Annotated in this window: 17 protein-coding genes and 1 tRNA gene; 15 read left to right on the forward strand and 3 right to left on the reverse strand. The window is 68.7% G+C overall.

What is annotated here, in order from left to right; translation table 11 throughout:
- Positions 1-12: 12 nt before the first annotated feature.
- The 14 genes from ACG04R_RS10785 (at position 13) to ACG04R_RS10850 (ending at position 13754) form a co-directional block, all read left to right on the forward strand.
- Positions 13-927, forward strand: a complete 915-nt coding sequence (locus ACG04R_RS10785) for a helix-turn-helix domain-containing protein (RefSeq protein ID WP_394409432.1) — start codon at positions 13-15, stop codon at positions 925-927.
- On the forward strand, positions 927-2189 hold the full coding sequence (ispG, locus tag ACG04R_RS10790; protein WP_394409435.1) for a flavodoxin-dependent (E)-4-hydroxy-3-methylbut-2-enyl-diphosphate synthase: 1263 nt from the start codon (positions 927-929) through the stop codon (positions 2187-2189). Before ACG04R_RS10785 ends, ispG begins: the two co-directional genes overlap by 1 nt.
- A complete protein-coding gene (hisS, locus tag ACG04R_RS10795; protein ID WP_394409437.1) occupies positions 2186-3505 on the forward strand; it encodes a histidine--tRNA ligase in 1320 nt (439 codons plus the stop codon). Before ispG ends, hisS begins: the two co-directional genes overlap by 4 nt.
- A gap of 35 nt (positions 3506-3540) precedes the next feature.
- Positions 3541-4209, forward strand: coding sequence for a YfgM family protein (locus tag ACG04R_RS10800; RefSeq protein ID WP_394409440.1), 669 nt, complete (start codon positions 3541-3543; stop codon positions 4207-4209).
- Positions 4206-5351: an outer membrane protein assembly factor BamB gene (gene bamB, locus ACG04R_RS10805; protein ID WP_394409443.1), complete on the forward strand. Its 1146-nt coding sequence runs from the start codon at positions 4206-4208 to the stop codon at positions 5349-5351. Before ACG04R_RS10800 ends, bamB begins: the two co-directional genes overlap by 4 nt.
- Positions 5352-5361: 10 nt before the next feature.
- Positions 5362-6699, forward strand: a complete 1338-nt coding sequence (gene der / locus ACG04R_RS10810) for a ribosome biogenesis GTPase Der (protein WP_394409445.1) — start codon at positions 5362-5364, stop codon at positions 6697-6699.
- Positions 6700-6777: 78 nt separating this feature from the next.
- Positions 6778-7020, forward strand: a complete 243-nt coding sequence (hfq, locus tag ACG04R_RS10815; RefSeq protein WP_056198163.1) for an RNA chaperone Hfq — start codon at positions 6778-6780, stop codon at positions 7018-7020.
- A gap of 10 nt (positions 7021-7030) precedes the next feature.
- Positions 7031-8275, forward strand: a complete 1245-nt coding sequence (hflX, locus tag ACG04R_RS10820) for a GTPase HflX (protein WP_394409448.1) — start codon at positions 7031-7033, stop codon at positions 8273-8275.
- Between the two features lie 38 nt (positions 8276-8313).
- Positions 8314-9507: an FtsH protease activity modulator HflK gene (hflK, locus tag ACG04R_RS10825; protein WP_394409451.1), complete on the forward strand. Its 1194-nt coding sequence runs from the start codon at positions 8314-8316 to the stop codon at positions 9505-9507.
- Between the two features lie 15 nt (positions 9508-9522).
- Positions 9523-10416 carry a protease modulator HflC gene (gene hflC / locus ACG04R_RS10830; protein ID WP_394409454.1) on the forward strand — a complete coding sequence of 298 codons (894 nt, stop codon included), beginning with the start codon at positions 9523-9525 and terminating at the stop codon, positions 10414-10416.
- Positions 10413-10595 (forward strand): DUF2065 domain-containing protein, encoded by a 183-nt coding sequence (locus ACG04R_RS10835; RefSeq protein WP_394409457.1) that lies wholly within the window; start codon positions 10413-10415, stop codon positions 10593-10595. The genes hflC and ACG04R_RS10835 overlap by 4 nt, the downstream gene beginning before the upstream one ends.
- A 63-nt stretch (positions 10596-10658) precedes the next feature.
- A complete protein-coding gene (locus ACG04R_RS10840) occupies positions 10659-11822 on the forward strand; it encodes an ATP phosphoribosyltransferase regulatory subunit (protein ID WP_394409460.1) in 1164 nt (387 codons plus the stop codon).
- 45 nt (positions 11823-11867) lie between these two features.
- Entirely contained in the window at positions 11868-13202 is a 1335-nt protein-coding gene (locus tag ACG04R_RS10845; protein ID WP_394409463.1) for an adenylosuccinate synthase, read from the forward strand.
- A gap of 30 nt (positions 13203-13232) precedes the next feature.
- Entirely contained in the window at positions 13233-13754 is a 522-nt protein-coding gene (locus ACG04R_RS10850; RefSeq protein WP_394409466.1) for a phosphoribosyltransferase, read from the forward strand.
- A 266-nt stretch (positions 13755-14020) separates the two neighbouring features.
- Here the strand turns inward: ACG04R_RS10850 and ACG04R_RS10855 are convergent.
- Positions 14021-14105, reverse strand: a tRNA-Leu gene (locus ACG04R_RS10855).
- 68 nt (positions 14106-14173) lie between these two features.
- On the opposite strand from ACG04R_RS10855, the gene rnr reads away from it, so the two are divergent.
- Positions 14174-16486 (forward strand): ribonuclease R, encoded by a 2313-nt coding sequence (gene rnr, locus ACG04R_RS10860; RefSeq protein ID WP_394409469.1) that lies wholly within the window; start codon positions 14174-14176, stop codon positions 16484-16486.
- A gap of 3 nt (positions 16487-16489) precedes the next feature.
- Here rnr and ACG04R_RS10865 read toward each other — a convergent pair whose 3' ends face one another.
- The gene (locus tag ACG04R_RS10865) at positions 16490-17842 is read right to left on the reverse strand and encodes an NAD(P)H-hydrate dehydratase (protein ID WP_394409472.1); all 1353 of its coding nucleotides are present in this window, start codon (positions 17840-17842) and stop codon (positions 16490-16492) included.
- A 10-nt stretch (positions 17843-17852) separates the two neighbouring features.
- On the reverse strand, positions 17853-19109 hold the full coding sequence (locus tag ACG04R_RS10870; protein ID WP_394409475.1) for an NAD(P)/FAD-dependent oxidoreductase: 1257 nt from the start codon (positions 19107-19109) through the stop codon (positions 17853-17855).
- Positions 19110-19407 lie beyond the last annotated feature (298 nt).

Raw genomic sequence — 19407 nt, forward strand, 5'->3', positions numbered from 1 at the left:
AAGAACAAGACGATGCAACCCAATCCCGAGGGACGAGCCCAAGAGCCGACCACCGCCGGCGCCTGGCTGAGGAACGCGCGCCAGCAGCGTGGCCTGCACATCGCGGCGCTGGCCGTCATGCTCAAGGTGCCTCAGTCCAAGCTGGAGGCCCTGGAGGCCGACCGCTACACCGAGCTGCCCGATGCGACCTTCGCCCGCGCGCTGGCCACGGCCGTCTGCCGCGCGCTGAAGGTGGACGCCGCGCCGGTGCTGGCGCTGCTGCCGCGCACCAGCGAGCTGGGCTTCGACGTGCGTCCGGGCTTGAACCAGCCCTTCCGCGAGCGCAGCGCCAGCCCCATTGACGGCGGCGTGCTGGCCCTGCTGAAGCGGCCCGGTGTCTGGGGCCTGGGCCTGCTGCTGATCGCCGCGGCGGCCATCTACTGGGTGCCGGCCGGCTGGCTGCCCGAGCGCGACAGTGGCGCGCCGACCGCTGCCTTCCCGCCGTCGCCGGCATCTGGCGTCGTGACGGCGGCGGCCAGTGCGCCGGCCGTCGACTACGTGCCCGCACCGCCGGCGGCGTCCGAGCCCGCAGCCTCTGCACCCGCGCCCGTCGTCCTGCCGGTCGTGGCGCCTGTCGCCGCGGCCTCGGCGCCCACGGTGGTCGCCTCGGCGCCGCTGCAGGTGCGCGACGTCGCACCGCCTGCCGGCGTCAGCTCGGGCCTGCGCGTGACGGCCAGCGCCGACAGCTGGATCGAGATCGCCGACGCCAAGGGCCAGATCGTGCTGTCGCGCGTGCTGCGGGCCGGCGAGCAGCAGGAATTCAATGGCGCCGCGCCTTACAAGGTGCGCGTCGGCAACGTGGGTGGCACCAAGATCGAATGGCGCGGCAGCACCGTCGACCTGGCCGCCCGCGCCAGCAACAACGTCGCCCGTCTGGAGTTGAATTGATGAGCGAATGGATCATTCCCGAAGCCACTCCCGCAGCGCGCAAGAGCCGCCAGGCCCGTGTGGTCTGGGGCAATCGCGTCGTCACCGTCGGCGGTGACGCGCCGGTGCGCGTGCAGTCGATGACCAACACCGACACGGTGGACGCCATCGGCACGGCCATCCAGGTCAAGGAGCTGGCCATTGCCGGCTCGGAGATGGTGCGCATCACCGTCAACACGCCCGAGGCGGCCGAGCAGGTGCCCTACATCCGCGAGCAGCTGGATCGCATGGGCATCGACGTGCCGCTGGTGGGTGACTTCCACTACAACGGCCACCGCCTGCTGACCGAGTACCCGGCCATGGCGCAGGCGCTGTCCAAGTACCGCATCAACCCCGGCAACGTCGGCAAGGGCGAGAAGAAGGACAAGCAGTTCGCGCAGATGATCGAGGCGGCGATGAAGTACGACAAGGTCGTGCGCATCGGCGTCAACTGGGGCAGCCTGGACCAGGAGCTGCTCGCGCAGTTCATGGACGAGAACGCAAAGCGCGCCCAGCCGTGGGACGCCAAGCCGGTCATGTACCAGGCGCTCGTCGAGTCCGCGCTGACGTCGGCCGCCTATGCCCGCGAACTGGGCTTCAACCCCGACAACATCATCATCAGCTGCAAGGTCAGCGGCGTGCAGGACCTGATCTCGGTCTACCGCGAACTGGCCCGCCGCTGCGACTACGCGCTGCACCTGGGCCTGACCGAGGCCGGCATGGGTACCAAGGGCACGGTGGCGTCCTCCGTCGCGCTGGGCATCCTGGCGCAAGAGGGCATCGGCGACACCATCCGCGTCAGCCTCACGCCCCAGCCGGGCGAGTCGCGCACGCAGGAAGTCGTCGTCGCGCTGGAGATCCTGCAGGCGCTGGGCCTGCGCCACTTCAACCCGAGCGTCACGGCCTGCCCCGGCTGCGGCCGCACGACCAGCACCACCTTCCAGGAACTGGCCAAGCAGATCGACGATTTCCTGCGTCTGCAGATGCCGGTCTGGCGCAACAAATACCCCGGCGTCGAGGAGATGAAGGTGGCCGTCATGGGCTGCATCGTCAACGGCCCCGGCGAGAGCAAGCATGCCGACATCGGCATCAGCCTGCCCGGCACCGGCGAGGCGCCGGCGGCGCCCGTCTTCATCGACGGCGAGAAGGCCGTGACGCTGCGCGGTGACAACATCGCGCAGGAGTTCCACGCGCTGGTCGAGGACTACATCGAGAAGCGCTTCGGCGCGACCGCTACTGCATGAGTGACACCAAGAAGGTTCAGCCGCTTCAGGCGGTGAAGGGCATGAACGACATCCTGCCGCCCGAGTCGGCGCGCTGGGAGCAACTCGAAGCCACGATGCGCGGCGTGCTGGCGCGCTACGGCTACAGCAACGTGCGCGTGCCCATCGTCGAGCCGACGGCGCTGTTCGTGCGCGGCATCGGCGAGGTGACGGACATCGTCGAGAAGGAGATGTACGCCTTCGAGGACCGTGCCGACAAGCATGGGCAGGCCGAGCACTTGGCGCTGCGCCCCGAGGGCACGGCCGGCGTCGTGCGGGCGATGATCGAGCACAGCTATCTGCGCGACAGCCCGCGCCGGCTCTACTACGTCGGCCCGATGTTCCGCCGCGAGAAGCCGCAGAAGGGCCGCTACCGTCAGTTCCACCAGATGGGCATCGAGGCGCTGGGCTTCGCCGGCCCGGACGTTGACGCCGAGGTCATCCTGCTGGCCCGCACGCTGTGGCGCGAGCTGGGCCTGAAGGAGGGCGAGGACGTCTCGCTGGAGATCAACTGCCTGGGCCAGCCCGACGAGCGGCGTGCGCACCGCGAGGCGCTGGTCGCCTACTTCGAGCAGCACAAGGACGTGCTGGACGAGGAGGCCAAGGCCCGCATGTACAGCAACCCGCTGCGGGTGCTGGACACCAAGAACCCCACCATGCAGGCGATGGCCGAGGGCGCGCCCAAGCTGCTGGACTTCCTCGGCGAAGCGTCGCTGGCCCACTTCAACGGCGTGAAGGCACTGCTGGACGCGGTGGGCCTGGCCTATCGCATCAACCCTCGCCTCGTGCGCGGGCTGGACTACTACAACCTCACCGTGTTCGAGTGGGTCACCGACAAGCTGGGCGCTCAGGGCACCGTCTGCGCCGGTGGCCGCTACGACGGCCTCATCGAGCAGCTGGGCGGCAAGCCCGCGCCGGCCGTGGGCTTCGGCATGGGCCTGGAGCGGCTGTTGTTGTTGCTCGAGACGCTGGGCCTGCAGTCGCCGGCCGCGGCACCGGATGCCTATGCCGTCGTGCCGGACCCGACCGAGCTGCCGCGCATCCTGCCCACGCTGGAGGCGCTGCGAGCCGCAGGCGTCAGCGTGCAGATGCACGCCGGCGGTGGTTCGTTCAAATCGCAGTTCAAGAAGGCCGACGGCTCCGGCGCCCGCTACGCGTTGGTGTTCGGCGCCGATGAACTGGCGCGCGGCGAAGTGGCCGTGAAGCCGTTGCGCCTGAGTAAAGACGGGACGGCCGAACAGGTCGCCCGCCCGCTCGCCGACGTGGCCGCCTGGGCGGCCGATCTGCGCACCGCATAATCCCGGGCCCCGCCCGTCCACGCTGACTTCCTCTCATGGCATCGCATCTCGACCTCGAAGAACAAGAACAACTTGACCAGCTCAAGGCCTTCTGGAAGCGCTGGGGCAATCTCATCACCTGGGTGCTGACTGCCGTGCTGGCCGTTTTTGCCGGCTGGCAGTACTGGCAGTACCGCGAACGCAATCAGGCCGCCGAAGCTGCAGCCATGTACAGCGAGTTCGATCGCGCGCTGACGGCCCAGGACGTCGACAAGGCCGCCGCCGCCGCCGCCGACCTGCGTAACAGCTACGCCAAGACCGGCTACGCATCGCAGGCCAGCCTGCAGGTCGCCAAGCTGCAGTTCGACAAGAGCAAGGCCGACGACGCCAAGGCCAGCCTGAGCTGGGTCGCCGAGCAGGGCTCCGAGACGTCCTACCGTGACCTGGCCCGCCTGCGCCTAGCAGGCTTGCAACTCGATGCCAAGGCCTACGACGAAGCGAACAAGACGCTGGACGCGATCAAGTCGCCCGAGTTCGCGGCCCTCGTCGCCGACCGCCGCGGCGATGCGCTGCTGCTTCAGGACAAGCGCGACGCCGCCAAGGCCGAGTACCAGAAGGCGCTGGCCGGCATCGAGAAGACCCAGGATTACCGCCGTGTCGTCGAGGCCAAGCTGGCCACGCTGGGCGTGCCCACGGCCGTCGAAACCACCGGAGCCGCGCAATGAAGCGCCTCGTTCAGATCACCCTGATTTCGCTGGCTGCGGCATCGCTGTCCGGCTGCTCCACGATCAGCTCGACGTGGAACTCCTGGTTCGGCAGCGACAAGGACAAGCCCGCCGCGCTGGAGACGCTGTCCGGCCCGGCCACCGGCCGCCTGCTGTGGAGCAGCAGGGGCAACGACATCACGTTCCCGCTGAGCATTGCGACGCCGGGTGACCGCTTCGTCGTTGCCAGCACCGACGGCAGCGTGCGCGCGCTGGCCGCCGCGGACGGCCGTGAGCTGTGGCGCGGCGATGCCGGCGCCAAGCTGCTGGCCGGTGTCGGCAGCGACGGCCGATTCGCCGCCGTCGTCAACCGCGACAACGAACTGGTCGTGCTGGACAACGGCAAGGTGGCCTGGAAGAAGGCGCTGCCGACGCCCGTCGTCGCCGCGCCGCTGGTGGCCGGCGAACGCGTCTTCGCGCTGACGCTGGACCGCCAGGTGCTGGCCTACGACGTGCTGGATGGCCGCAAGATCTGGGAACTCAAGCGCCCCGGCGAGCCGCTGACGCTGGCCAAGGCCGGTGTGCTGACGTCCTACAAGGACACGCTGATCGTCGGCCAGGGCGCACGCCTGGCGGGCGTGGACCCGGTCAACGGCCAGCTGCGCTGGGAAGCCAGCGTGGCCACGCCGCGCGGCACCAATGAGGTCGAGCGCCTGGCCGATCTCGTCGGCCCGGCCGTACGCCAGGGCGACTTGATCTGTGCACGCGCCTTCCAGTCCTCCGTCGGCTGCGTGAATGCCGAACGCGGCAGCGCGCTGTGGAACCGCATCGTCGGCGGCACCAACGGCATCGGTGCCGATGAGCAGGTCGTCGTCGCCGGCGACGCGTCGGACCGCCTGTCGGCATGGAAGCTCTCCAACGGCGACCTGGCCTGGTCTGCGGACCAATTCCAGCGCCGCAAGCTGTCCGCCCCCGTGCTGCTGAACAAGCAGGTGCTGGTGGGCGACTTCGAAGGCCAGGTCCACCTGCTGGACCGCGAGACCGGCAAGACCCGCTCCCGTATCGCCACCGACGGTTCGCCCGTCGCCGTCATCGCGCTGCAAGGCGAGACGGCTCTGGTGGCGACCAAGAACGGCGGCCTGTTCGCCATCAAGGCCGAATGAAGCCCGCGAAATGAAACCTGTGATCGCCCTGGTCGGCCGCCCCAACGTGGGCAAGTCGACGCTGTTCAACCGCCTGACGAAGTCGCGCGACGCCATCGTGGCCGACTTCGCCGGCCTGACGCGCGACCGCCACTACGGTGACGGCCGCCTGGGCGACCGCGAGTTCATCGTCATCGACACTGGCGGCTTCGAGCCCGACAGCTCCACCGGCATCGTCAAGGAAATGGCCAAGCAGACCAAGCAGGCCGTCGCCGAGGCCGATGCGGTCATCTTCGTCGTAGACGTCCGCCTGGGCCTGTCGGCCCACGACAGCGACATCGCCCGCTACCTGCGCAGCGTCAACAAGCGCGTGCACCTGGCCGTCAACAAGGCCGAAGGCATGAGCGACTCGCCGCTGCTGGCCGAGTTCCACGAACTGGGCATGGGCGAGCCGCACCCGATCTCGTCGGCTCACGGCCAGGGCATCCGCAGTCTGCTGGACGCCGTGCTGGAGCCGTTCGAGGACACCAGCGAAGAGTTCGGCGCCGGCCCGCAGCAGGACGGCGTCATCCGCCTTGCCGTGGCCGGCCGCCCCAACGTCGGCAAGAGTACGCTGATCAACACCTGGCTCGGTGAGGAGCGCCTCGTCGCCTTCGACATGCCGGGCACCACGCGCGATGCGATTGCCGTGGACTTCGAGCGCAACGGCCAGAAGTTCAAGCTCATCGACACGGCCGGCCTGCGCCGCAAGGGCAAGGTCTTCGAAGCCATCGAGAAGTTCTCGGTCGTCAAGACGCTGCAGGCCATCGCCGATGCCCACGTCGTGCTGCTGCTGCTGGACGCCACGCAGGGCGTGACGGATCAGGACGCCCACATCGCCGGCTACATCCTCGACAGTGGCCGTGCCGTCGTGCTGGCCTGCAACAAGTGGGACGCCGTTGACAGCTACCAGCGCGAGACGCTGAAGCGCCAGATCGAGCAGCGCCTGGCCTTCCTGAAGTTCGCGCCGATGCACAACATCTCGGCGCTGAAGCGGCAGGGCCTGAGCAGCCTGTGGAACGCGATGGCCGATGCCTACGCGTCCGCCTACCGCAAGATGACCACGCCGGTGCTGACCCGCCTCATCCTGGAGGCCGTGGAGCATCAGCAGCCCAAGCGCTCCGGCGTCTCGCGCCCCAAGCTGCGCTACGCCCACCAGGGCGGCCAGAACCCGCCCATCGTCGTCATCCATGGCAACGCGCTGGACGGCGTCACCGAGGTCTACAAGCGCTACCTGGAAGGCCGCATCCGTGCCCACTACAAGCTGGTCGGCACGCCGCTGAAGATAGAGCTACGTTCTTCGAAGAATCCCTTCGACGAAAAGACCTAGGGTGACCGCCAGCACGGCGGAGACCCTGTGTTAAGGTCTTACCCGTAGTCCCCACCCCCGATAACTCGGAGCATACCGATGAGCAACAAAGGCCAACTTTTGCAGGACCCCTTTTTGAACCTGCTGCGCAAAGAGCATGTGCCGGTCTCCATCTATCTGGTCAACGGCATCAAGCTGCAAGGCCATATCGAATCCTTTGACCAGTACGTCGTGCTGCTCCGCAACACCGTGACCCAGATGGTCTACAAGCACGCGATCTCCACCGTCGTGCCGGGCCGCGCGGTCAACTTCCACGCCGGCGACGCTCCCGCGGACGCCTGATCCCGCCCCCTTGTCCTCGACCTCTGCCAACACCGCGACGCCGCCCTCCGAGGCGGCGCGCGCCATTCTTGTGGGCGTCGATTTCGGTCGACAGTCCGCCAAACAGGGCTTTGACGAAAGCCTGGACGAACTGGCGCTGCTGGCCGAATCGGCGGGCGACACGCCGGTCGCCAAGGTCATCGCGCGCCGCCAGGCGCCGGACGCGGCGCTGTTCGTCGGCTCCGGCAAGGCCGACGAGATCAAGCTGCTCGTGCAGGCCCACCAGGCCCACACGGTGCTGTTCGACCAGGCCATCTCGCCGGCGCAGCAGCGCAACCTCGAGAAGGTGCTGGGCGTGCCGGTCGCCGACCGGACGGCGCTGATCCTCGAGATCTTCGCTGCCCGTGCCCAGAGCCACGAGGGCAAGCTGCAGGTCGAACTGGCGCGGCTGCAATACCTGGCCACGCGGCTGGTGCGTCGCTGGAGCCACCTGGAGCGGCAGAGCGGTGGTATCGGCATGCGCGGCGGCCCCGGCGAAGCGCAGATCGAGCTGGACCGTCGCATGATCGACGACCGCATCAAGAAGACCAAGGAGCGCCTGAAGCAGGTGCAGAAGCAGCGCAGCACGCAGCGCCGCTCCCGCTCGCGCAACGGCGTCTTCAAGGTCTCGCTGGTCGGCTACACGAACGCGGGCAAGAGCACGCTGTTCAATGCGCTGACCAAGGCGCGTGCCTACGCCGCCAACCAGCTGTTCGCGACGCTGGACACGACGACGCGCTCGCTCTACCTCGAGCAGGCCGGCGCCAGCGTGTCGCTGTCCGACACGGTGGGCTTCATCCGTGACCTGCCGCACAAGCTTGTGGAGGCCTTCCGCGCGACGCTGCAGGAGGCGGCCGATGCCGACCTGCTGCTGCATGTCGTCGATGCCGCCAGCCCCGTGCTGGACGAGCAGATGGCCGAGGTCGAGCGCGTGCTGGAGGAAATCGGTGCCGGCCACGTGCCGCAGATCCTGGTCTACAACAAACAGGATCTGCTGGCCGACGACCAGCGCCCGCGCGAGGTCGTCGACGCCGTGCTGCGCCCCAACGGTTCCACCGAGCCCACGCCACGCGTCTTCGTCAGCGCCGTCCAAGGCGACGGGCTGGCCGAGCTTCGGCAACTGATCGCGACGGCCATGCAGGCCCAGCCCTTGATTCCCGACGAGCGGGACCCACGTTTCGACGTTGATCCGTCGGACCTCGAAGAACCCTCTTCCTCAGACCCTACCCAGGCATGAGCAGCACTTCCCAAACACGCCCTTGGGCGCATCGTCTGATGACGCCCATCGCACGAGCCGCGGGCCGGCTGCTGAACAACGGCCGCAACGACGGCCCACCCGATCTCGACGAGCTCTGGCGTGACTTCAACCGCAAGCTGTCGGGTCTGTTCGGTGGCAAGGGCGGCGGGTCGTCCAGCGGTGGTGCCGGCGGCTCGCCGGACATGAAGGGTGCCGGCATCGGCCTGGGCCTCATCGCCGGCGTCGTTGCGCTGGGCTGGCTGGCCAGCGGCTTCTTCATCGTGCAGGAAGGCCAGCAGGGCGTCGTCACGTCGTTCGGCAAGTACAGCAAGACGGTGGATGCCGGCTTCCAGTGGCGCCTGCCTTACCCGTTCCAGGCGCATGAGGTGCAGCCGGTCTCGCAGCTGCGCCAGGTCGAGGTGGGCCGCACGTCGGTGGTCGCGGCCACGGGCCTGCGCGACTCGTCGATGCTGACGCAGGACGAGAACATCGTCGACATCCGCTTCACGGTGCAGTTCACGATCCGTGACCTGAAGGACTTCCTGTTCGAGAACCGCGATCCCGAGCAGGCCGTGATGCTGGCCGCCGAATCGGCCGTGCGCGAGATCGTCGGCAAGAGCACGATGGACTCGGTGCTCTACGAGCAGCGCGACGCGGTCGCGGCCGATCTCGTCAAGTCCATCCAGGCACAGCTCGACCGGCTCAAGGCGGGCATCCAGGTCAAGAACGTCAATCTGCAGAGCGTGCAGGCGCCGGAACAGGTGCAGGCTGCATTCGACGACGTGCAGAAGGCCAACGCCGACCGCGAGCGCGCGAAGAACGACGCCCAGGCCTACGCCAACCAGGTGATTCCTCAGGCGCAGGGCGAAGCCGCCAAGCTGCACGAGCGCTCCGAGGGCTACCGGGCCCGCGTCATCGCGACGGCCGAAGGTGATGCGCAGCGCTTCAAGAGCGTGCAGGCCGAGTACCAGAAGGCACCGCAGGTCACGCGCGACCGTATCTACATCGACACGATGCGCCAGGTCTACAGCAACGTCAGCAAGGTCATGGTGGATGGCCGCAGCGGCTCCAACATGCTGTACCTGCCGCTGGACAAGCTGCTGCAGCAGGGTGGCAACGGCACCGTGACCGTGTCCACGCCGCAGCCCACCACGCTGCCCGAGCCGCAGACCGTGCCCGGCGCCAATGACCCGCGCAGCCGCGACAACCAGCGCAGCCGTGACGGCCGCTGATCGAGGACCCATCGAATGAACCGTATTGCCGCCATCGTCGCCGGCGCCCTCGTCGCCCTGATGCTGCTGTCGTCCATGCTCTTCATCGTCGACCAGCGCCAGTTCGCTGCCGTCTACGCGCTGGGCGAGATCAAGGAAGTGATCACCGAGCCCGGCCTGAAGTTCAAGCTGCCACCGCCGCTGCAGAACGTCGTGCTGCTGGACCGCCGCGTGCAGACGCTGGACAGCCCCGAGTCGCGCGCCATCTTCACGGCCGAGAAGAAGAGCCTGGTCATCGACTGGCTCATCAAGTGGCGCATCACCGACCCGCGCCAGTTCATCCGCAACAGCGGGCCTGACACGCGTAACGTCGAGAACCGCCTTGCGCCGGTCGTGCAGGCTGCCTTCAACGAGGAAGTGACCAAGCGCACCGTCATCGCCGTGCTGGCCACCGAGCGCGAGAAGATCATGCAGGACGTGCGTACGCGTCTGGCCGACGAGGCCAAGCAGTTCGGCATCGAGGTCGTGGACGTGCGCATCAAGCGCGTGGACTTCGCCTCCAGCATCACCGAGTCGGTCTACCGCCGCATGGACTCCGAGCGCAAGCGCGTGGCCGCCGAGGCACGCTCCACCGGCGCCGCCGAGGGCGAGAAGATCAAGGCCGATGCCGATCGCCAGGCCGAAATCATCGTCGCCGAAGCCACCCGTGACGCGCAGAAGATCATGGGCGAGGGCGATGCCAAGGCCTCGGCGATCTACGCCGACGCCTTCGGCCGCGACCCGCAGTTCGCGCAGTTCTATCGTTCGCTGGAGGCCTACCGCGCCAGCTTCGCGAAGAAGAGCGACGTGATGGTCGTCGACCCCAGCAGCGACTTCTTCAAGGCCATGCGGGGCTCCGGTGCCACGCCTGCCGCACCTGGACACAAGTGAGCGATCTGTGGGCCGCGCTGGCGCTGGTGCTGGTCATCGAGGGGCTGATGCCCCTGATCAGCCCTGCGCGCTGGCGTGAGGTCTTCAGCCGCATCCTGGCCCTGAGCGACGGGCAGATCCGCTTCATGGGCCTGGCCAGCATCGTGCTGGGTCTGCTGGGATTGCTGTGGTTGCGCTGATCTGAAGGCTCGGTCGGAAAGGGCATAGGTACAATGCCGTTTTTAACCGCCTAGCCTGCGCCCATGTCCTCTGCTTGGCTGCTGCCCGAGCACATCGCCGATGTCCTGCCTTCCCAGGCGCGCCGCATCGAAGAGCTGCGTAGAGAGCTGCTCGACATGGCCCGCAGCTATGGCTGCGAGCTCGTCATCCCTCCGCTGCTGGAGCACCTCGACTCCCTGCTGTCCGGCACGGGCAGCGGCTCCGAGATCAAGCTCTTCAAGCTTGTCGACCAGCTCTCCGGCCGCTCTCTCGGTGTGCGCGCCGACACGACGCCGCAGGTCGCCCGCATCGACGCACACCTGCTGAACCGCCAGGGCGTGACGCGTCTGTGCTACTGCGGCCCCGTCGCGCACACGCGGCCCGACGGCCTCAACACCAGCCGCGAGCCGCTGCAGTTCGGCGTCGAGGTCTACGGCCATGCCGGCCTGGAGGCCGACCTCGAAGTGCAGGACCTCGCGCTGGACGCGCTGCGCCGCGCCGGCCTGACGGGCGTCATGATGGACCTGGGCGACGCGCGTCTGCTGCAGGGCGTGCTGGACGGCGTCAAGCTCACGCCTGAGGGGCTGGACGCGCTGACCGCGGCGCTGGCGGCCAAGGACGTGGCTGCGCTGACCGCGTTGACCGCCGACATGCCCGTCACGGCGCGCGATGCGCTACTGGCGCTGCCGAGCCTGTTCGGCGGCCGCGAGGTGCTGGCCGAGGCGGCCCGCCGCCTGCCCGCTCATCCGCTGGTCCAAGCGGCACTGGCTGACCTGGGCTGGCTGGCGGGTCATCTGTCGGCCGTCCACCCCGAGGTCAGCCTGGGCTTCGACCTGGCCGACCTGCAGGGCTACGCCTACTACACCGGCATCCGCTTCGCGGCCTACGCGTCGGGCTGCTCCGACGCCGTGCTGCGCGGTGGCCGATACGACGAGGTAGGGGCGGTCTTCGGCCGTCGCCGCCCGGCCGTCGGCTTCAGCCTGGACCTGAAGACGCTGGTGACGCTGGTGCCCGCCACGCCGTTGCGCGCTGCCGTGCGTGCGCCCTGGGGCGAGGATGCCTCGCTGCGCCAGGCCGTGCGCGCGCTGCGCGAGCAGGGCGAGACGGTGGTCTGTGTGCTGCCCGGCCATGAGCACGAGGCCGATGAATTCGACTGTGACCGCGAACTGGTTCGCGAGCACACTGAGTGGGTTGTCCGGGCGCTCTGAGGCGCGACGACCCCTTTCCAATCCCAAGCAAAGCAGGCAAATCAAATGCAGAGCCAAACCGCGCGCGGACGCAATGTGGTCGTCGTCGGCACCCAGTGGGGTGACGAGGGCAAGGGCAAGGTCGTCGACTGGATGACCGATCACGCCGAAGGCGTCGTGCGTTTCCAGGGTGGCCACAACGCCGGCCATACGCTGGTCATCAAGGGCGTGAAGACGGCGCTCCAGCTCATCCCCAGCGGCATCATGCGCGACGGCGTGGCCTGCTACATCGGCAACGGTGTCGTGCTGGACCCGACGCACCTGCTGAGCGAGATCGAGCGCCTGGAGAAGGCCGGTGTCGAGGTGCGTTCGCGCCTGTTCATCAGCGAGTCCTGCCCGCTGATCCTGCCGTTCCACGTCGCCGTGGACAAAGCCCGCGAGGCGTTGCGCGAGACCAGCGGCAGCGGCAAGATCGGCACGACCGGCAAGGGCATCGGCCCTGCCTACGAGGACAAGGTCGCGCGCCGCGCGCTGCGCGCCCAGGACCTGAAGCACCCCGAGCGCTTCGCCAAGAAGCTGCGCGAGCTGCTGGAACTGCACAACTTCGCACTGCGTGGCTACCTGAAGGGCGAAGAGCTGACCTTCGAGCCCATCTTCGAGCAGGCGATGAAGATGGCCGAGGCCATCAAGCCCATGCTGGCCGACGTCGGCTACATGATCCACAAAGCCCACCAGGCTGGCCAGAACATCCTGTTTGAAGGCGCGCAGGGCACGCTGCTGGACATCGACCACGGCACCTACCCCTACGTGACGTCCAGCAACTGCGTGGCCGGCAACGCCGCCGCGGGTGCCGGCGTGGGCCCGCAGATGCTGCACTACATGCTGGGCATCACCAAGGCCTACACCACGCGTGTCGGCTCCGGTCCGTTCCCGACCGAGCTGGACTGGGAGGTGCCCGACACGGTCGGCTACCACCTGTCCACCGTCGGCCAGGAGCGTGGCACCGTCACCGGCCGCGCGCGCCGCTGTGGCTGGCTGGATGCGGCAGCGCTGAAGCGCTCCATCATCATCAACGGCATCACCGGCCTGTGCCTGACCAAGCTGGACGTGCTGGACGGCCTGCCCGAGATCAAGGTCTGCGTGGGCTATCAGCTCAACGGGCAGCTGCTGGACATCCTGCCGCTGGACGCCGATGAGATCGAAGACTGCACGCCGGTCTACGAGACCTTCCCGGGCTGGACCGAGACCACCTTCGGCACGACGTCCTGGGACAAGCTGCCGGCCAACGCACGCGCCTACCTGAAGCGCGTGGAAGAGGTCATCGGTGCGCCCATCGACATGGTTTCCACCGGCCCCGACCGCGAGCACACCATCGTGCTGCGCCATCCGTATTCCGCCTGATCACCATCACACACCGGAGACAACGCCACCATGTTGACCGACGACGGCAAACACCTCTACGTATCCTGGGACGAGTACCACCTGCTGACCGAGCGCCTGGCGCTCAAGGTGCACGCCTCGGGCTGGCAGTTCGACCAGATCCTCTGCCTGGCCCGCGGCGGCATGCGCCCGGGCGACGTGCTGTCGCGCGTGTTCGACAAGCCGCTGGGCATCATGTCCACCAGCTCCTACCGTGCCGAGGCCGGCACCATCCAGGGCCGCCTGGACATGGCCAAGTACATCACGATGCCCAAGGGTGAGCTGGCTGGCCGCGTGCTGCTGGTGGACGACCTGGCCGATTCGGGCGTCACGCTGAAGGCGGTGGTCGAGCGCCTGCGCGGCACGCCGGCCATCACCGACCTGCGCTCCGCCGTCATCTGGACGAAGAAGGTCTCGGCCTACACGCCGGACTACTACGTCGAGATGCTGGAAACCTCGCCGTGGATTCACCAGCCGTTCGAGGAGTACGACGGCATGGGGCCGGAGGCGCTGGCGAAGAAGTTCGTCGTTTAAAGACGTGGTGTGAGTGGCACGATGCGCAGAAGCTCGGTTTGTGCCACCACTCGCCGAAGGCTCCATCGAGGGGCCATCGGCGGGGACTCGGTCACCTCCGGCGACCCCGGCAGCCGGATTCGCGCCTGCATGCGCGAATCCTTCGTCGAGGCGTCGGACAAGCCGCAGGGCTTGTCCTCGGTCCTTGCCGACGTGCCCTTCGAGTCCTCTCCTGGGCGCCAAAGCAAAAAAGGCGAGCACTTGCGTGCTGGCCTTTTTCTTTTGTTTGGTGCCCAGGAGAGGACTCGAACCTCCACGGAGTTACCCGCTAGTACCTGAAACTAGTGCGTCTACCAATTCCGCCACCTGGGCAAGGTGCTCAAAACTTCTGAAGAAGTCCTGGGCCGTTTCAGGAAAACAGAGACTATATCATCAAAAACTTGAAGAACACAAATGTTTCGCCTACGGGCGATGGAGCCGGCCTGCTCGGCGAGGTTGAGGGCACGCTGCAGGGCCACCGGGACGGGCATGGTTTCCTGATCCCCGACGACGGCTCGGCCGACGTTTACCTGTCCTCGCAGGAGACGCACACCGTCATGCACGGCGACCGCCTGCGTGTGCGCGTGACGCGCTTCGACAAGCGTGGCCGCCCCGAGGGCAAGGTGCTGGAGATCCTTGAGCGCAAGAAGCGGCCCATCATCGGACGGTTGCTGCTGGAGTCCGGCGTCTGGCTCGTCGCGCCGGAAGACCGGCGCATGGGGCAGGACATCCTGATCCCCAAGAACGGCATCGCCAACGCGACGGCTGGCCAGGTCGTCGCCGTCGAGCTGACCGAGCCGCCGTCGCTGTACTCGCAGCCGGTGGGCCGCGTCGTCGAGGTGCTGGGCGAGATCGACGACCCCGGCATGGAGATCGAGATCGCCGTGCGCAAGTACGACGTGCCGCACCGCTTCAGCCCCGACACGCTGGCGCAGTCCGCCAAGCTGCCCGAGAAGCTGCGTGCTGTCGACCTGAAGAACCGCATCGACCTGCGCGACGTGCCGCTCGTCACCATCGACGGCGAGGACGCTCGCGACTTCGACGACGCGGTCTACTGCGAGCCCTTCAAGCAGGGGCGCGGCAAGAAGGCCTTTGACGGCTGGCGGCTGCTGGTCGCCATCGCCGACGTGTCGCACTACGTGAAGCCCGGCGAGCCGCTGGATGCCGATGCCTACGAGCGCGCCACGTCGGTCTACTTCCCGCGCCGCGTCATCCCGATGCTGCCGGAGAAGCTGTCCAACGGCCTGTGCTCGCTGAATCCGTACGAAGACCGGCTCAGCATGGTCTGTGACATGCTCGTGTCCACCGACGGCACGGTCACGGCCTACCAGTTCTACCCGGCCGTCATCAGCTCGCACGCGCGCTTCACGTACACCGAGGTTGCCGCCATCCTCGGCAACACGCACGGCCCCGAGGCTGCCAAGCGCCGCGAGCTCGTGCCGCATCTGCTGCATCTGCACGAGGTCTACCGCGCGCTGCTGTCCGAGCGCGGCCGGCGCGGCGCGGTGGACTTCGAGACCACCGAGACGCAGATCGTCTGCGACGACAACGGCCGCATCGAGAAGATCATCCCGCGCACGCGCAACGATGCGCACCGGTTGATCGAGGAGGCCATGCTGGCCGCCAACACCTGCTCGGCGGACTTCATCCAGTCCAACAAGCACCATGCGCTGTTCCGTGTGCACGAAGGCCCCACGCCCGAGAAGCGCCAGACGCTGCAGAACTATCTGCGCTCGCTGGGCATCGGTATGAGCATCTCGGACGATCCGTCGCCGCGCGAGTTCCAGCAGCTTGCCGAGGCAACCAAGGATCGCGTCGACGCCGCGCAGATCCACCAGATGCTGCTGCGCTCGATGCAGCAGGCCATCTACACCGGCACCAACTCCGGCCACTTCGGCCTGGCCTACCCGGCCTACACGCACTTCACGAGCCCGATCCGGCGCTATCCGGACCTGTTGGTCCATCGTGTCATCAAGGCGTTGCTGGCCGGCAAGAAGTACACGCTGGATGCGAGCAAGATGAATGTGCCGCAGGCACCCAAGCGCCCCGGCCGTGCGGCGCCGCCGAACCCGGCGGAAGCCCGCAACGAGGCCGAGCGCTGGGAGGTCGTCGGCGCGCACTGCAGCGCCAACGAACGCCGTGCCGACGAGGCGAGCCGCGATGTCGAGGCCTGGCTGAAGTGCCGCTACATGCGCGACCGCCTCGGCGAGGAGTTCGCCGGCACTGTCAGCGCGGTCACGTCGTTCGGCCTGTTCGTGCAGCTGGATGCGCTCTACGTCGAAGGCCTGGTGCACATCACCGAGCTGGGTGGCGAGTACTACCGCTTCGACGAGGTGCGCCAGGAACTGCGCGGCGAGCGCACCGGCATCCGCTACGCGACCGGCGCGCGCGTGCAGGTGCAGGTCAGCCGCGTCGACCTGGACGGCCGTCGCATCGACTTCCGCCTCGTGCGTGAGTCCGACGAGGTGCGCCCGCCGAGCCGCGGTGCTGCAGGCAAGCCGGCGGGCAAGACGCCTGCCAAGAAGCGTGCGCCGAAGACGGCTGTCGAGGCGCTTGAGGAAGTGCGCCAGACCGACCGCGACGTGAAGCAGAGCCGCAAAGCCGTCGTCGCCTCGCTGCACCCGGTCAAGGCCGCGCAGCAGGCTGCCAAGCGTGCGTCGGCCAAGGCCGCCAAGAAGACTGCCGCCAAGCCCGCGACACGCAAGCGTCGTTGAGGCTCAGCGCTGCGTTGCCAGGCGGTCGATGAGATCGCCGGCGCGCAGCGCACCGTCCACCTCGCCGGCGCGCCCGTGGGCATCCACGCCGGCGCAGGCGATGGCGTGGGCACTTGCTCCGGGCTGTTGTGCCCACAGGCCGCCCAGCCAGCCGGCCAGCACGTCACCACTGCCTGCCGTGGCCAGTGCAGGTCCGCCGCTGGCGCAGACGGCGGGGCGTTCCCCGGGCGACGCGATGATGCTGCCGGAGCCTTTGAGCACGACGGTGCAGCCGAGGTGCCCGGCCAGTTCTCGCGCCGCGGCGAGGCGGTCGGCCTGCAGGCCGGCCGTGTCGCGGCCCAGCAGGCGGGCGGCTTCGAGCGGGTGCGGCGTCAGCGCGGTGCTCCCGGCGGGGCGTGCGCGGAGCAGATCCTGGAGATCGGCGTCGGCCGCGATGGCATTCAGTGCGTCGGCATCGATGACCAGCCGTGGCAATCCACGCAGCAGCTCAGGCAGCGCCGCCGCGATGGTGGCGCCAGCCCCGCAGCCGATAACGCCGACGGCCTGTGGCAGCTCGGCGAGATGGCCGCGCATCAGCTCAGGCTGCCCGGGATCGGCGACGTCCTCGGCGGCTGCGCCCAGCAAGTCCATGTAGACCCGGCCTGCGCCACAGGCCAGTGCCGCCCGCGCGGCCAGTCGCGCTGCACCTTGCATGCCCGGCGCGCCGCCGACGACCAGCACCTGGCCATGGCTGCCCTTGTGGGCGGTCGGGCTGCGGTGTGGCGGCGGCGTGCGGCCCAGCAGGTCGGCCGTCGGCGCTTCGTCGGGCGTGATGCCCAGATCGTCGAACCACAGGCGCCCGCAGTGCGCGCGGCCCTCGCCGGTGAACAGGCCGGGCTTGAGTGTCAGCAGCGCGAGCGTGTGGTCCGCGCGCACGGCGAGTTCGCCGGCGGGCTGGCCGGTGTCGGCGAGCAGTCCGCTGGGCAGGTCGACGGCGAGGATGGGGGCGCCGCAGGCCTGCATCGCGGCGATGGTGGCGAGCAGCTCGGTCGACGGCGCGCGGTTCAGGCCCAGGCCCAGCAAGGCGTCGATGACGAGGGCGGGGCGTTGCGGCGCGTCGTGGCCCACATGGACCGGCAGGCCAAGGGCCGCGAGGTGCCGTGCGGCGACGTGGCCATCGCCGCCGTTGTTGCCGGGGCCGCAAGCGACCCACACCGGCCCGCCGCCACGCCGGATCGCCAGCGCCAGCTTCGCGACGGCCAGGCCGGCGCGCTCCATCAGGTCGGGCGAATGGACCAGCGCGTGGGTCTCGATGCGCCGGCTCGCGGCGACGTCGAACAGCGGCAGGGCGGCGGTGGTGGGCAGCAGCGCGTGCATGCCCGCGAGCTTAGGCCAGCCGCTGCGGTCCCAGCGCGGTGATGTCGAGGGTCTGCGCTTCCCCCGCGATCTGCTGTGCCAGCACCTGGGCGGCACCGCAGGCCAGTCCCCAGCCCTGGCCGCCGGGCGACAGGTTCAGCCACAACCCCGCCCGCCCGCTGGCACCCAGCAGCGGCAGGCCGTCGGCGGACACGGCGCGTCGGCTCTGGCCTTGCTGTACCTGCTGGTGCAGCACCGAGCCCGGGAACCAGTGCTGCAGGCCGCGGTGCAGGGCCTCGAAATCGGGTGCGCTCTTGCCGTTGGCGCCGGTGATCGTGGTGCCTCCGGTCATGCGCACGCGCTGGCCGATGCGTGCGACGGCGAGGCCGCGGGACGGATCGATCCAGCCAGCCTTGGGCCCGAGGTCCGGGTGGGCTTCGAGCAGGCGCAGCGGTGCGGTGACGGAGGCCTCATGCTGGGCCGCCAGCTTTAGGCCCGGCAGGCGCTGGCCCAGCAGGCCGGGGGCTTCCAGGCCGTTGCACAGCACGACGGCGTCGAAGCGTTCGTCCTGCGGCCCGGTGGCCTGGGGCTGCGTATCGCCGGCATCCTGTTCGGCGAAGCGTGTCGGCACCTCCGGCGGCGGCGTGTACTCGTGGCGGATGGTCAGGCCAGCACCGTCCGCGGTGATGGCGCGTACCGTCGTGTGGAAGCGGAAGTCCACGCCCAGGCGCTGCGACTGGTGGCGCAACTGCTGTGCGAAGCGGCGCGCGTTGCCGGCGCCACCGCCCGCCAGTGCCAGTGCACCGGCCAGCGGCGCGTCGGTGCTCAGCCCCGGCTCGCGCTGGCGGGCCTGTTTGGCGTCCAGCAGCTCGATCTGCAGGCCCAGGGCCTTCCAACCGTCCAGTCGGGCTTCGGCGGCGATTCGCTTGGTATCGGTGAGGGCGACGAGCAGGCCGGTGGTCGATTCGTCATCGAGGCCCAGCTCCTGGCGTAACGCCGCCGTGCGCACGAGTCCCAGCTGGCTCAGTGCTGCCAGTGCTGCGGGCGCATCACCCGGGCGCCGGCTGAGGCGCCAGTGGCGCCAGCGCCAGGCCAGCGGTGCCGGCGTCTTCGCGTCGGCGAGCTGAGGCACGAAGGGAGACAACAGAGCGCTGCTCGCGAAGCTGGCCTGCCCGGCGATGCTGCCGCCGCGCTCGAAGACCTGCACCTGGCAGCCTCGTCTGGCGAGTTCGTAGGCCGTCGTCACGCCGGCCAGGCCGGCGCCCACCACCGCGACGCGGCGGCTCAAGCGGGCACCCGGAATGAGGACGCAGCGGGCGCGCTGGCGGCCGCTGCGCGGCGGCGTCGGCTGAGAAGGGCCATGGATTGTGTATACTCTGCGGGTTTTGCCGGGGGTGGTGGCGCTTTTCTGCGCCTCAAGGCCCAGGCAGAACGGTTGTGAGGGGTGTGTGACTGAGGAATTCAGCGCCCACTCGTTGCAACGAATCGCAAACCGGCCACGCAAAGGTGTTGCGGTCTGCGGCGGTTCTCGAAACAGACGTTTCAAGCCGCTGCAACGCAATTCGGGCCGGATTTTAGACACAACC

The organism is Pelomonas candidula (assembly GCF_043555985.1).
GTDB lineage: Bacteria > Pseudomonadota > Gammaproteobacteria > Burkholderiales > Burkholderiaceae_C > Pelomonas > Pelomonas candidula.